Source organism: Serratia sp. Ae19-1 (assembly GCF_059801225.1).
This window is the reverse complement of sequence record NZ_JBCHWD010000001.1, coordinates 59,254-72,384: the sequence shown is the minus strand read 5'-3', so window position 1 is coordinate 72,384 and position 13,131 is coordinate 59,254. Positions and strand designations below refer to the sequence as shown.

15 protein-coding genes are annotated in these 13,131 nt (G+C 61.7%); 8 read left to right on the top strand and 7 right to left on the bottom strand.

The genetic code is table 11. From position 1 onward, the window contains the following. Positions 1 to 61 precede the first annotated feature (61 nt). The gene (tehB, locus tag AAIE04_RS00380) at positions 62 to 925 is read left to right on the top strand and encodes an SAM-dependent methyltransferase TehB (RefSeq protein WP_063918806.1); all 864 of its coding nucleotides are present in this window, start codon (positions 62 to 64) and stop codon (positions 923 to 925) included. On the opposite strand, the gene AAIE04_RS00375 is transcribed toward tehB, so the two are convergent. Further along, the gene (locus AAIE04_RS00375; RefSeq protein WP_063918805.1) at positions 920 to 1,633 is read right to left on the bottom strand and encodes a 2OG-Fe(II) oxygenase; all 714 of its coding nucleotides are present in this window, start codon (positions 1,631 to 1,633) and stop codon (positions 920 to 922) included. The two genes, tehB and AAIE04_RS00375, sit on opposite strands and share 6 nt — an antisense overlap. Then, entirely contained in the window at positions 1,630 to 2,685 is a 1,056-nt protein-coding gene (ada, locus tag AAIE04_RS00370; protein ID WP_019454271.1) for a bifunctional DNA-binding transcriptional regulator/O6-methylguanine-DNA methyltransferase Ada, read from the bottom strand. The genes AAIE04_RS00375 and ada overlap by 4 nt, the downstream gene beginning before the upstream one ends. 237 nt (positions 2,686 to 2,922) lie before the next feature. On the opposite strand from ada, the gene leuE reads away from it, so the two are divergent. Then, positions 2,923 to 3,561, top strand: coding sequence for a leucine efflux protein LeuE (gene leuE / locus AAIE04_RS00365; RefSeq protein WP_016928933.1), 639 nt, complete (start codon positions 2,923 to 2,925; stop codon positions 3,559 to 3,561). 159 nt (positions 3,562 to 3,720) lie between these two features. Next, positions 3,721 to 5,220, top strand: coding sequence for an aldehyde dehydrogenase family protein (locus AAIE04_RS00360; RefSeq protein WP_498576303.1), 1,500 nt, complete (start codon positions 3,721 to 3,723; stop codon positions 5,218 to 5,220). Between the two features lie 33 nt (positions 5,221 to 5,253). Here the strand turns inward: AAIE04_RS00360 and feaR are convergent, their stop codons facing one another. Further along, the gene (feaR, locus tag AAIE04_RS00355) at positions 5,254 to 6,153 is read right to left on the bottom strand and encodes a transcriptional regulator FeaR (RefSeq protein WP_019454274.1); all 900 of its coding nucleotides are present in this window, start codon (positions 6,151 to 6,153) and stop codon (positions 5,254 to 5,256) included. A 225-nt stretch (positions 6,154 to 6,378) separates the two neighbouring features. Between feaR and AAIE04_RS00350 the strand changes: the two genes are divergently transcribed. Further along, entirely contained in the window at positions 6,379 to 7,101 is a 723-nt protein-coding gene (locus tag AAIE04_RS00350; protein ID WP_019454275.1) for an acid phosphatase, read from the top strand. A 35-nt stretch (positions 7,102 to 7,136) separates the two neighbouring features. Here the strand turns inward: AAIE04_RS00350 and AAIE04_RS00345 are convergent, their stop codons facing one another. Together AAIE04_RS00345 and AAIE04_RS00340 are read right to left on the bottom strand one after the other, a co-directional pair. Continuing rightward, positions 7,137 to 7,778, bottom strand: coding sequence for a protein disulfide oxidoreductase DsbA (locus AAIE04_RS00345; protein WP_019454276.1), 642 nt, complete (start codon positions 7,776 to 7,778; stop codon positions 7,137 to 7,139). A gap of 108 nt (positions 7,779 to 7,886) precedes the next feature. Beyond that, complete coding sequence (locus AAIE04_RS00340; RefSeq protein WP_498576302.1) at positions 7,887 to 8,291, bottom strand: Exc2 family lipoprotein; 405 nt, start codon at positions 8,289 to 8,291, stop codon at positions 7,887 to 7,889. Positions 8,292 to 8,486: 195 nt separating this feature from the next. On the opposite strand from AAIE04_RS00340, the gene AAIE04_RS00335 reads away from it, so the two are divergent. Continuing rightward, positions 8,487 to 8,735, top strand: a complete 249-nt coding sequence (locus AAIE04_RS00335) for a hypothetical protein (RefSeq protein WP_019454278.1) — start codon at positions 8,487 to 8,489, stop codon at positions 8,733 to 8,735. On the opposite strand, the gene AAIE04_RS00330 is transcribed toward AAIE04_RS00335, so the two are convergent. After that, on the bottom strand, positions 8,732 to 9,499 hold the full coding sequence (locus AAIE04_RS00330; protein ID WP_498576301.1) for an NAD(P)H-dependent oxidoreductase: 768 nt from the start codon (positions 9,497 to 9,499) through the stop codon (positions 8,732 to 8,734). The two genes, AAIE04_RS00335 and AAIE04_RS00330, sit on opposite strands and share 4 nt — an antisense overlap. Positions 9,500 to 9,583: 84 nt before the next feature. Between AAIE04_RS00330 and AAIE04_RS00325 the strand changes: the two genes are divergently transcribed. Further along, positions 9,584 to 9,964 carry a winged helix-turn-helix transcriptional regulator gene (locus AAIE04_RS00325; protein ID WP_063918802.1) on the top strand — a complete coding sequence of 127 codons (381 nt, stop codon included), beginning with the start codon at positions 9,584 to 9,586 and terminating at the stop codon, positions 9,962 to 9,964. On the opposite strand, the gene AAIE04_RS00320 is transcribed toward AAIE04_RS00325, so the two are convergent. Next, positions 9,961 to 10,542, bottom strand: a complete 582-nt coding sequence (locus tag AAIE04_RS00320; RefSeq protein WP_019454281.1) for a flavin reductase family protein — start codon at positions 10,540 to 10,542, stop codon at positions 9,961 to 9,963. The two genes, AAIE04_RS00325 and AAIE04_RS00320, sit on opposite strands and share 4 nt — an antisense overlap. A 174-nt stretch (positions 10,543 to 10,716) precedes the next feature. Here AAIE04_RS00320 and AAIE04_RS00315 point away from each other — a divergent pair, with 174 nt between their 5' ends. Continuing rightward, complete coding sequence (locus AAIE04_RS00315) at positions 10,717 to 12,318, top strand: ABC transporter substrate-binding protein (RefSeq protein WP_019454282.1); 1,602 nt, start codon at positions 10,717 to 10,719, stop codon at positions 12,316 to 12,318. A gap of 276 nt (positions 12,319 to 12,594) precedes the next feature. Next, a complete protein-coding gene (gene cybB / locus AAIE04_RS00310) occupies positions 12,595 to 13,119 on the top strand; it encodes a cytochrome b561 (RefSeq protein WP_197667589.1) in 525 nt (174 codons plus the stop codon). Positions 13,120 to 13,131: the final 12 nt, after the last annotated feature.

Here is a 13,131-nt window from a genome sequence, read left to right as displayed (position 1 = left end):
AAAGATGTATTTTATATACATCATATAAATCACTTTGCTCGCCCAGCCAGAGGAGCCCCCTATGGAGCAGCAGCTGCTTTGCTATAAAACCCTGCCGGAATGGAACAGCGACACGCTGCCGGAAGCCTTTCGCCAGCGCCACAACACCCAGAGCGGCACCTGGGCGAAACTCACCGTGCTGAGCGGCAGCCTGACGTTCGCCATGATGACCGAGGATGGCGCCACCACCGAGACCTGGCAGTTCAGCCCCGAAAGCCAGCCGCCGTTTATCGAACCGCAGCAGTGGCATCGCATCGTTTCCTTCTCAGACGACATGACCTGTCGGCTGGCGTTTTACTGCTCGCCGGAAGAGTACTACCACAAGAAATACCAACTGACGCGCACCCATTCCGAAGTGATCGAGGCGGCGGCACGCATCGCGCCGGGCAAGGCGCTGGATCTGGGCTGCGGCGGCGGGCGCAACTCGCTCTATCTCAATCTGAAAGGCTTCGACGTCACCGCCTGGGACAAGCACGCGCCGTCGATAGCGCGCCTCAACCAGATCATCGACGCCGAGCAATTGACCCGCCTGAGCGCCAGGGTGCAGGATCTCAATATCCACCGCTTCAGCGGCGAGTATGACTTCATCCTGTCCACCGTGGTGTTGATGTTCCTCGAGCGCCAGCAGATCCCGCATATCGTGCAAAACATGCAGGACAGCACCGTGCCCGGCGGCCATAACCTGATCGTGGCGGCGATGGATACCGAGGATTATCCCTGCCCGCTGCCGTTCCCGTTCACCTTCAAGCCGGGCGAGCTGAAGCACTATTATCGCGACTGGCAGATCCTCAAATACAACGAGGACGTCGGGCAACTGCACAAGACCGATGCCGCCGGCAACCGCATCTCGCTGCGCTTCGCCACCCTGCTGGCGCGCAAGCTATAACGCGTCGTGAAAGATCACCCCTAGCGTGTGGCGTTGCCCGGTGCGTATCCGGCTGACGCCGTGGCGCAGATTGACCCGATAGTAGCCTCTCGCCCCGGCCACCGGCCGATGGTGCACCGCGAACACCACCGCGTCCCCCTGCTGCAAGGGCACCACCTCCGGCCGGCTCTGCATGCGCGGCCGCTGTTCGGTCAGCACAAACTCGCCGCCGGTGAAGTCCTGCCCGGGGGCGGAAAGCAGGAACGCCACCTGCAGCGGAAACACCCGTTCGCCGTACAAATCCTGATGCAAACAGTTGTAATCCCCCTCCGTGTAACGCAACAGCAGCGGCGTTGGCCGCCGCTGGCCGGCCTGATGGCATTCAGCCAGGTAGGCCTCGTGTTCGGCGGGATAACGCGTCTCCAGACCCAGCATGGCATTCCAGCGATTGGCCAACGGCGCCAACCGCGCGTACAGCAGGCTGCGCGCTTCGGCCACCGGGGGCGGTAACGGATACGCAAAATACTGGTACTCGCCGCGGCCAAAACCGTGACGCGCCATGACGATGCGGCTGCGAAAATGTTCGCCATGCGGATAAAGCGCCGCCAATTGCCGGCACAGTTCGGCGCTGAGCACGCCCGGCAGGCGCGCGCTTCCCTGCGCATCAAGTTCGCGTTCGATCGCCGACCAGTCCAATTCGACCAACCGCGCCGCCAGCGCGCCGCTCATCGCTGCGCCTCTTTTTCCAGCAAGGCTTGCTTGCGCTCGACGCCCCAGCGATAACCGGACAAGGCGCCGTCGTTGCGCACCACCCGGTGGCAGGGGATCGCCACCGCCAGCATGTTGGCGGCGCAGGCGCCGGCTACTGCGCGCACCGCCTTCGGCGCGCCGATGCGCCGGGCGATATCGGCGTAGCTGACGGTTTCACCGACCGGTATCGTCTGCAGCGCCCGCCAGACTCGCTGTTGGAATGCAGTGCCGCGAATATCCAGCGGCAGCGCCAGCCCGCTCTCCGGCGCTTCGATCAGGCCCACCACCTGCGCCATCAGCGTTTCATACTGCGCGTCCCCGCCGATCAGTTCGGCGTTGGGGAATTTGTCCTGCAGATCCTGTACCAGCTGCTGCGCATCGTCCCCCAGCAAAATGGCGCAGATGCCGACTTCGCTTTGCGCCGCCAGGATCTCGCCCAGCGAACAGCGCCCGACGGCGAAATGGATGCGCATGCCTTTGCCGCCCGCCCGGTAGGCTTTCGGCGTCATGCCCAGCGCGGCGTTGGCTTGCTGGTAAAAGCGGCCATTGGCGCCATAGCCGGCGTCGAATATCGCGTCGGTCACCGTCTCCTGCTGCTTAAGACCGCAGCGCAACCGCTGGCTGCGCTGCGCGTCGGCATAGCCTTTCGGCGTCAGGCCGGTGATCGCCTTGAACAGCCGGTGAAAATGGTACTGGCTCAACCCGACGTGGCGCGCCAGCATCTGCAGCGACGGCGCTTTCTCCGCTCGTTCGATATAGCGGCAGGCCTCGGCGATCTGCTGCGCATGCTGCTCAGACAGCGGCGTTAGCCCCTGTCGGCAGCGTTTACACGGCCGATAGCCGGCGGCCTCCGCCTGCGCCGCGTCGTCGAACAGCTCCACGTTTTGCCGATTCGGCTGACGTGACGGGCAAGAAGGCGAGCAATACACGCCGGTGGTTTTCACCGCGTAGATAAAGCGGCCATCAGCGTGTTTGTCGCGGCTGACAATCGCCAGCCAGCGCGGATCGGCGCTGTCGATTATGTTTTTCATCATCCGTTCCTCACTGCGGTTTAGGTGTTAACCAGCATAGTGACGGGCCGTTAGCGAAACACGCCGACTCTTGCTTTTTAATTCGGCGCCGACGTTTTCAACAATCTTTCGACAATTTTTAACCAACAACATGAAGTTTATTACGTTGCCAACCCGCTTGCACGGCGTTAGGATCGCGGCCGGCCACGGGCGTGGCCAGTGTTTTTGCCTGTTAGTTGCGCGCATGGAGAGGTTATTGTGTTAGAGAGTTTTGGCGTCCTGAATTTATGGACCTATTTGGCCGGGGTGGTCTTCATCATCATTCTGCCGGGGCCGAATACGCTGTACGTGCTGAAAACCGGCGTATCGCGCGGCGTGCGCGCCGGCTACACCGCGGCACTGGGCGTGTTTATCGGCGATGCGATCCTGATCTTCTGCGCCTATATCGGCGTGGCTTCGCTGATCCGCACCACGCCGTTCCTGTTTACCCTGGTGCGTTTTCTCGGCGCGATTTATCTGCTGTTCCTCGGCGCAAAAATCCTCTACGCCACCTTCGTGCAGAAGGCGCAGGCGCAACAGCAGCAAATTGAAGGCGGCCACAGCATTCTGCGCAAGTCGCTGACGCTGAGCCTGACCAACCCGAAAGCGATCCTGTTTTACGTGTCGTTCTTCGTGCAGTTCATCGACTTCAACTACGCACACACCGGGCTGTCGTTCACCATTCTGGCGCTGATCCTCGAAGCCGTCAGCTTTATCTACATGAGCACGCTGATCTTCTCCGGCGCGATGCTGGCGCATTTCTTCAATCACAAGAAAGGCCTGGCGAAGCTCGGCAATGGCCTGATCGGCCTGCTGTTCCTCGGTTTCGCCACCCGTCTGGCGACGCTGAGTTCGTAATCCCTCTCGGCCGGCGCCCGCCGGCCGCAGTTTACTCGTCCGTCACGGCAAAATGACACGCAGGGCAAACCGAATGTCAGGCAGACCAAAGCCGCCGCTTTCCCGCTGATATAGACTTTCAGGGTTAACCCTAACCTGATGAGCCTGATCGGAGGATGTATGTCTGACAATACCGTAGCCGTGCTGGATAGCGTATCGCGTTTTCTCGATCGTCAGCATGGGCTGTATATCGACGGCCAGTGGCGCGCGTCCGCCGCGGAAGGCCGCCTGGCGGTGTATAACCCCGCCAATGGCCAGCAGATCGCCACGACCGCCGACGCCAATGAACACGACGTCGCACTGGCGGTGCAGTCCGCCCATAAAGCCTTCAGCGAAGGCGTCTGGGCGCAGCGCCTGCCGGTAGAGCGCGAGCGCATCCTGCTGCGCTTCGCCGATCTGGTGGAGCAGCATGCCGAAGAGCTGGCGCAGCTCGAAACCCTGGAACAGGGCAAATCGATCAACATCGCCCGCGGCTTAGAAGTCGGCAACACCCTGAATTGGATGCGTTACACCGCCGGGCTGGCGACCAAAATCACCGGCCAGACGCTGGACGTGTCCATTCCGATTCCGCCGGGCGCCAAATATCAGGTTTATACCCGCAAAGAGCCGATTGGCGTGGTCGCCGGCATCGTGCCCTGGAACTTCCCGCTGATGATCGGCATGTGGAAAGTGATGCCGGCGCTGGCGGCGGGCTGCTCCATCGTCATCAAACCGTCGGAAACCACCCCGCTCACCCTGCTGCGCATGGCCGAGCTGGCGAGCGAAGCCGGCGTGCCGCCGGGCGTGTTCAACGTGGTCACCGGCCGCGGCACCGTGTGCGGCAAGGCGCTGACCGAACATCCGCTGATCGCCAAAGTCAGCTTTACCGGTTCCACGCCGGTCGGCAAAAGCATTGCGCGCGCCGCGGCGGATCGCCTGACCCGCGTGACGCTGGAGTTGGGCGGCAAAAACCCGGCTATCGTACTGAAAGACGCCGATCCGCAGCAGGTGATCGAAGGCCTGATGCTCGGCAGCTTCCTCAACCAGGGGCAGGTGTGCGCCGCCAGCTCGCGGATTTATATCGAAGCGCCGATTTACGACCAGCTGGTAGCCGGTTTTGAACAGGCGGTGAAATCGCTGTCGGTCGGGCCGGGGATGGATGCCGGCGCGCAAATCAACCCGCTGGTGTCGCTTGCGCACCGCAACAAGGTGGCGGCCTACCTGGACGACGCCCGGGCGAAAAACGCCGAGCTCATCGGCGGCGTGGCCGGGCCGGACGCCAACGGCTTCTACATTCCGCCGACGCTGGTGATCAACCCGGACGATCGGTTGAACCTGACGCGCGAAGAAGTGTTTGGCCCGGTGGTCAACCTGATCCGGGTGGCGAGCGCCGAAGAGGCGCTGAGCAAGGCCAACGACACCGACTTCGGGCTGACCGCCAGCCTGTGGACCACCAGCCTGCAGAAAGCGATGGCGCTGACGCCGCGTATTCAGGCCGGCACCGTGTGGGTCAACACCCATACGCTGATCGATCCGAACATGCCGTTCGGCGGGTTTAAACAGTCGGGCAGCGGCCGCGATTTCGGCCCGGATTGGCTGGATGCCTACACCGAATCGAAATCGGTCTGCATCCGCTATTGAGTGAAGCGGCGCGGGCCTGCCCCGCGCCCAGACTTATTGATATTGCCGGCGGTATTCGCTCGGCGACATGCCAAAGCGCTGCTTGAAAGCGGTCGAGAAATGGCTGTGATCGGTGAAGCCCCAGTCGAGGCCGATGCCAGCCAACTTCTCCTGACCGGCGGCGCTGCGCAGCGCCTGCGCACACAGATCCAGCCGGCGGTTCCTGATGTACTGCGCCACCACCAGCCCCTGTCGGGCGAACAGCCGATACAGGCTGCGCAACGAGACTCCCAACTCGGCCGCCACCCATTCCGGGCGCAGCTGCGCCGACTGGATATGCCTGTCGATCAATGCCAACGCCTTGTCGAAAACCGACGGAGGCCCCTCCGGCCGCGCCTGTTCGAGCGCCAGCGCCGGACGCAGCAGCGCCGCCAATGCATTCAGCACCGCTTCGCTTTCCGCCGCGGCGAGCAGCGGATCCTGCATGCTGCTCAGCACCAGTTGGCGGCTGAGACGCACCGCGCTGAGCTCCGCCCCCAGACGCCGCGCGCACGGCGGCGGCAACGGCAGGCAGCCGCGCGGCAACAGCAGAGAAATTTGGCGCGAATCGCGCTGGAAGGTGAAACTGCTGGGCTGTGAGGCGTCAATCAGCGTCATATCGCCGGGAGAGAGCACCGTCTGGCGGTCGCCCTGCTCCATCAACGCACTGCCGCGCAGCTGGAAAACGGTAAAAAAGTGCGCGCCGTCGCTGCGGGCGATCTCGCGCGGCGTGCGGTACAGCCGGGCCTGGGACACATCGACCACGCTCAGACGCAGCGCATGGGCGCGGAATTCCTGCATCGCTCCGCTGAAGCCCGGCCCCAGCGTTTTCGCGCAGAACCTGCCGCAGGCGGTGTTGATTTTCCCCAGCCACTCTTCGAAGCCGGCGTCCCGGAGCGTTGCCAATGCCGTCATGATCTCTCCCTTCGAACAGCAGCAGCGCTGCGCCGTTGAACAGAAAAACACCATAACAATCCGTTAACACACAATCAATGATCAACGGGGGATTTGGCGCCGCGATCACAATTCACCGGGCGTGTTGTCATCAATTCGCCACGAAACCGTCATCGCATCATCACAACCCTCATCAAAGATACAAGGCTGCTGTTCCCTTCACTTTGACACCCTGGACCTGATCCGATGAAATCATTGCAAAAATCCGCTTTGGCGCTGTGCTTGTTTACCGCCAGCGCGCTGGCCGCGTTCCACGCGCAGGCGGCAGAGGAAGCCCAACCGTTCACCACCGCGCAGCAGGTGGATCTGACCCACATTCTGCCGCCGCCGCCGGCCAACGACTCGGCTCAGACCCAGCGCGAACTGCGGGAAGTGCTCGACATGCAACAGAAACGCACGCCGGAGATGGCCAGCCAGGCCAAAGCGGATGCGGAAGAGAACGTTTGGGTGTACAGCAACGTGATAGGGCCGAAGTTCAACGCCCAGGCGTTGCCGGCCGTGAGCGCCTTCTTCGATCGCATCGTCGCTACCGAAGCGGCGGTGGTCGATCCGGCGAAAGATTTCTGGAAGCGCCCGCGCCCGCATATGCTGGACAGCCGCATCGAGCCGATCGTCAAACGCTCCAGCTCCGGCTCCTGGCCTTCCGGCCACACCACGCTGGGCACGCTGATGGGCATTACCCTGGCCAACATGGTGCCGGAGAAGCGCGCCGCCATCATGACGCGCGCCTGGCAATACGGCGACAACCGGGTAGTGGCGGGCATTCACTACCCTTCCGATATCGAGATGGGCCGCATCGCCGGCAGCGTGATCAGCCAGCAGCTTTCACAGCAGCAGGATTTCCAGCAACAGTATCGGCAAGCGCGCGACGAGCTGCGTCAGGCGTTGGATTTGCCCGCGGCGAAATAGACCCGGCGGCTAACACCGGGCCCAGGCGGCCCGGTTTACGGCTGTTTGTCCAACAGGTAACGCACCACCGCCGCATACTCTTTGGCGTAGCCTTCAACGCTGGTGCTGGCCATGCCGGCATTGTCTATCTTGTATTTGCCTGCCACGTAGAACGACGGGGTGCCGCGCACCTCGAACGCTTTCACCGCTTCGTTCTGCTTGGCGATCAATCCTTTGACCAGCAGGCTGTGGCGCGCGTTTTCGTAGGTGGCGGCATCGATGCCGGCCGCCGTGAACACCCGCTGAATATCCTCGGCGCCGTTGACGGCGCGCTGTTTCTGCACCGCTTCGAACATCGGCCCTTCAATCTTGTCTTCCACGCCCAGCACCGTCGCCACCGCCCAGGCCTCGGTCAGCTCATTGCCCAGTTTGCCCATCAGGCTGACGTGATATTTGGTCAGCTTCTCGCCGGCGGGCAGCGCCTGCGCGACAGTGCTGCCTACGCGATAGGTTTCGGCGAACTGATAGCAAGGGCCGCAGTAGAAGGAGAAAAATTCCACCACCGCCGGCGCGGTGGCCACCGGCTTATCCAGCCGGGTGTATTGCTCGCCCGCACGGTAATCCGCGGCCTGAACTGCGGGTAACGCCAACATCAATACGACGGCGGCGGCGAACGAACGCTTAACTTTTGCCAACATAAACACTCCTGGTTTCATCTATGAACATCGTCCTTAGCGGCGGTTTTTATAATCAAATAACCGCCAGAAGACCAGTTTTTATTACCTTCTATTTGTGAGGGATTATGTTCAGCGCCCTTCGTAGCCGTCCCAATAGGCGCCTACCGCCTCCTGCGAGAGCACCTGACGGCGTTTAGGATTGTCGGAGCCGCTGTAGGCGCGGTTGATGAAGATGGTTTTGTGTTCCATGTTCTGCTGGAATTCCGGGCTGGCCAGATAGTCGGCTTTTTTCTGCGCTTCACTGCGCGCCACGCCCGCCGCGCGATCCTTTTTCCCCATTTGGTAGAATTGTTCGAACATCGGCACGGCGTTTTTAATGCTGCCGTTCACGTCGGTGCGGAACCCCGGCTCGAAGTCGTCGCGGGTTTGATAAATGTAGTGCTTGGCATGCAGCTCGGCGCTGCTGAGATGCTGGGTGCAGGCGCTGAGCGCCAACAGCGGCAGCAACAGCGCCGCGTTTTTCAGTCTTTTCATATCGTCTATCCCTGTCAGTGAGGAAGGTTCCTTCAGCGCCACGAGCATAGCGCTGAACGCCCGCGAACGTCAAACGGCAGGAGAGAGTCATCTTATTGTTTTATATTAATATTATATACATTGATTGGTATTCATTGCCTGAAACACTATGCTTTAACAGACAGGGCAAAACACTCACCGACAGCGAGGTGGCCAATGAAACCGATCGACAAAAACGTGGGAGAGTACGACCTCACGGCGGAAAAAAAAGCGGGCATGATCACCGGCACGATCCGCGGTGAACTGCCGGACAGCGACGCCAATCTGCCGCTGCTGCCCTTCTCCGGCACCTTCGCCGGCCCCAGCGTGGCCGAAGCCATCGCCGATATTCAGCAGCAGTTCCCCGACATCGAACCGGCGATTATCGACGATTTGCGCGAGGAGCTGCTGAAGGCCGGGTTTTAATCCGGATCGCGGTGCCGCACGAACGGGCTGTAGACCGGCGCATCGGGTTTCAGCGCCAGATCGGCGTCAAAATCCTCATTGCGGTTGAACGGCACCGCCGGCCAGGCGGAAAACGCGTTCAAACCGTCCCGATACGCCTGCGTCACCTGCACCAAAGCGGCGTTCTGCGCCTGCAGAGCCTCGTCCGTCAACCCGCCGCGCACGCCATAGACCAGGAACGGCTCCAGCACGCTAAAGCCGATATAGTGCAGCGCATGCATGATTGGCCACAGCATCAGCCGCATATCGCCGTCACGCCCGTCCGGCGCACAGGCCTGAGCGGAAGCGCCGGCGGTGACGGTAAGCAGCGCCCGCTTGCCGCGCATCACGCCGTTCTCATGGCGGTGGCGGCTGTCGTAGATCCCGCCGTAAACGAACACCCGATCCATCCAGCCCTTGATGATGGCCGGCGCGCCGAACCACCAGAAAGGAAACTGCAGTACCAGCGTATCCGCCCAGCGCAGCAGCTCGATATGTCGCCGGATCTCCACCGGCAGCGCCTGGATCGTCCAGTGATGGCGCTGCTCCTGCATCGCATCAAATCTGTCCGCCTGCTTTCTGCTGGGGTAGTGGCCGGCGCCCTCGCGCGGATCAAACCCCTCCTGATACAGATCGACCGTCTTCACCTGGTGCCCCTGCGTCAGCCAGGCCTGCCGCGCCTGTTCAGCCAAATGAGCATTGAAAGAATGCGGCTCGGGGTGAGCCAGCACAATCAGCACGTTCATCCTGTTTCTCCCGTTGTAAGGTGGTGCTGTTATGCTGTGGCTTTCTCACCCCCTTGGCAATTACGCACCTGAAGGTAACCCCCAATGGCTTATCCCGGCGACGTCTATTCGAGCAAGTGTTCCGCGCGCGATGCGCTGGCGCTGATTTCCGGCAAGTGGGTGATGCTGATCCTGCCTGCGCTGGCACAACGCCCGATGCGCAACGGCGAGCTGCTGCGCCGCATCGACGGCATTTCGCAGAAGGTGCTGACACAAACGCTGCGTCAATTGGAACGCAATGGGCTGCTCGAACGGCTGGATTTAAGTGAAAAGAATCAGTCGCATGTGGAATACCGGCTCAGCGCCGTCGCCTGCTCGCTGGTCGAGACGCTGGCGGCGCTGGATAAGTGGGCGGAATACCATTTCCCCGAGCTGGACGCCGCCCGCGAGCGCTATGATGCTGACCGCAGACGCAAGGCCGATTAAAGCGGTTTGGCCCGCAGCGTCTCGCCGCTGCGCACGAAATTGCCCGCCCCCAGATGATGAATGGTGTGCAGATCCGCATTGGCGGCGGTGAAGTGCCAGCGCCCCTGTTGGAATACCCGTTCGTCCGCCGCCGCGCTCAGCACCTCACCGAAACAGGTGTCGTATTTTTCCTGCGCGCCGCTTTCCGGCAGCAACCGACACTCCAGCCACGCCACGCAGCCCTGTTCGATCAGCGGCACCTGCAGCGTGGCGCTCGGCGCTGCGGCGATGTGGAAGCGGGAGAACTTGTCGTCGTCCAGCCCGGACACGCTACCGACCGCGTAGGTGGCGTCGATGAACATCGCCGCCGGCACGCAAATACCGAATGCGCCGCTCTCTTCGATCATCTGCCGACTGTGTGCGCCTTTATCGACCACGATGGCGATGCGCGGTGGGCTGAACTCCACCGGCATCGACCAGGCGGCGGCCATCACGTTGCGTTTGGCGCCGTCGCGGCTGCGACTGGTGATCAAGACCGTCGGCCCGTGGTTCAGCAGGCGGCTGGCATGTTCGAGGGCGACAGGGCGAAAGTGGCTCATCGGGAAATCCTTGCGAGTGAGTGATTGTCCCGCAGTGTAGATCTACGCCGTAAAGGCAAGCAATGCGGGGCGCACAGAATGCGCAGATGAGAGGCTTGTTCCCCGTCTCGCCATCCGTTATCTATAGTTAAATCAATTCGCCGGTAACGGCCCATTCCACCTGAGGATCTTGCCTTGACGTTTTTAAAACACCCTATCGCCGGATTGGCGCTGGCCGGCTGCGGCCTGTTGTCGGCGGGCGGCGCGCTGGCCGCTTCCGATGCGCTGGTGTACTGCACCGTCGCCTCGCCGGAATCGTTCAACCCACAGCTTTCCAGCTCCGGGCCGACCTTTATCGCCACCTCACAGGTGCTGTACAACCGGCTGGTAACGCTGCGTGAAAGCGATAAAACGCCCGCTCCTTCGCTGGCCACCGAGTGGAGCGTCAGCCCGGACGGCAAGACCTACACCTTCACCCTGCGCCAGGGGGTGAAATTCAACAGCAACAAATACTTCACCCCAACGCGCGACTTCAATGCCGAAGACGTGGTGTTCACCGTGATGCGGCAGAAGGATCCCGCTAACCCCTACCACAAGGTTTCCGGCGGCAATTATGAATACTTCACCGACATGGGCCTGGACAAGCTGATCACCAAGGTGGAAGCGGTGGACGAGCATCACGTGCGCTTCACGCTGAGCCAGCCCAACGCCGCCTTCGTCGCCGATTGGGCGATGGATTTCGCCTCGATCCTGTCCGCCGAGTACGCCGACGCGATGTTGAAAAAGGGCACGCCGGAATACGTCGACAACTGGCCGATCGGCACCGGGCCGTTCGCGCTGCAGCAGTACAAGCAGGATTCGCTGATCCGCTACATCGCCAACCCGCACTACTGGCAGGGCGAAGTGGCCAGCAAGCATCTGATCTTCTCCATTACGCCGGATCCGCAAACCCGGCTGGCCAAGCTGAAAACCAACGAATGCCAGATCATCCCGGCACCGCTGCCGGAACAATTCGCCGCCATCAAGGCCGACAGCAACCTGCAGCTGCACGATATTACCGGGCTGAACGTCGGCTATCTGGCGTTCAACACCCAGAAAAAACCGTTCGACAACCTGCTGGTGCGCCAGGCGCTGAGCTACGCGGTAGACAAGAAAGCGATCGTCGCCGCCGTGTTCAAAGACAGCGGCACCCCGGCCAATTCGCTGCTGCCGCCGGGCATGCTGGGCTACAACGATAAACTGCCGGAGTACGCCTACGATCCGCAGAAGGCGCGCGAACTGCTGAAGCAGGCCGGGCTGGAGCAGGGCTTTGAGACCGACATCTGGTCGATGCCGGTACAGCGCCCCTACAACCCGAACTCGAAGCGCATCGCCGAGATGATTCAGAGCGACTGGGCGAAGGTGGGCGTGAAGGCCAAGATCGTCACCTGGGAGTGGGGCCAGTATCTGGCCGGGCTGCGCAAAGGTGAACAGCAGAGCGCGCTTTACGGTTGGGTGTCGGACAACGGCGATCCGGATAACTTCGCCACCCTGCTCGGCTGCGCCGGCGTGCAGAGCGGCGCCAACGTGGCGCGCTGGTGCGATAAGGATTACGACAAACTGATCCAGCAGGCGATCCAGGAAAACCAGCCGCAGGCGCGCGCCAAGCTGTATCAACAGGCGCAGGTGATCTTCGCCAAACAGGCGCCGTGGCTGCCATTGGCCACCGGCAAGGTGTTCTACGCCACCCGCAGCAACCTGAGCGGCTATGTGGTGGACGTGAACGGCAGCGATTTCGCCAAGGCCAAATTAAACTGACCCCAGGGCGCCGCAGCGGGGCTGCGGCGCCCCCCGTCTCATCGCTTAATAAGCTGCCAGCCTCTGAACCTACCGCGCATTAACTTCACAACTTACGATGCTAACTGTCTCCCCTGCCGCCAGGCACTTAACCCACTAAATTCATAGCTTAATAAGCCTATCCCCCTGGCATTTTGCTTAAACTGCATGCAGGCGCTTTCCTCGCCTGTAACATTTCGTTACCATCGGCGCACAGACCCTTTAACATCAGAAGGTAACCCGGTGCCAAACACCTACATGCCGTGGCAAATCCGCCTGCACTGGCTGGTGGCGATCCTGCTGGTCATCACCTGCGCCGCCATCGAGCTGCGGGGCTTTGCCGAGCCGGGCAGCGCGCCGTGGTACGTGCTGGTCGTCACCCACTTCAGCTGCGGCGTGACGGTGTTTGCGCTGATGATCGCCCGCCTGTTCCTGCGCTGGCGTCACGCCTCGCCCGCTATCACGCCCAAGCCGCCGAAGTGGCAAACCGGCCTGGCGCATCTGACGCATACCCTGATTTACCTGCTGCTGTTGACGCTACCGGTGCTGGGAGTGTATTCGCGCTATCTGGGCGGCAAAGAGTGGTACCTGTTCGGCCTGCCGATGCCGTTCGCCGAGGTGGCCGATCGGCCGCAGGCGCGGATGATTATCGGCTGGCACAAAACGCTGGCGTCATTCGGCTACTGGCTGATCGGCCTGCATGCCGCCGCCGCGCTGTTCCACCACTACATCGTCAAGGACAATGCGCTGGTGCGCATGCTGCCGTGGATGAAAAAGCGCTGAATACCCGGCGCC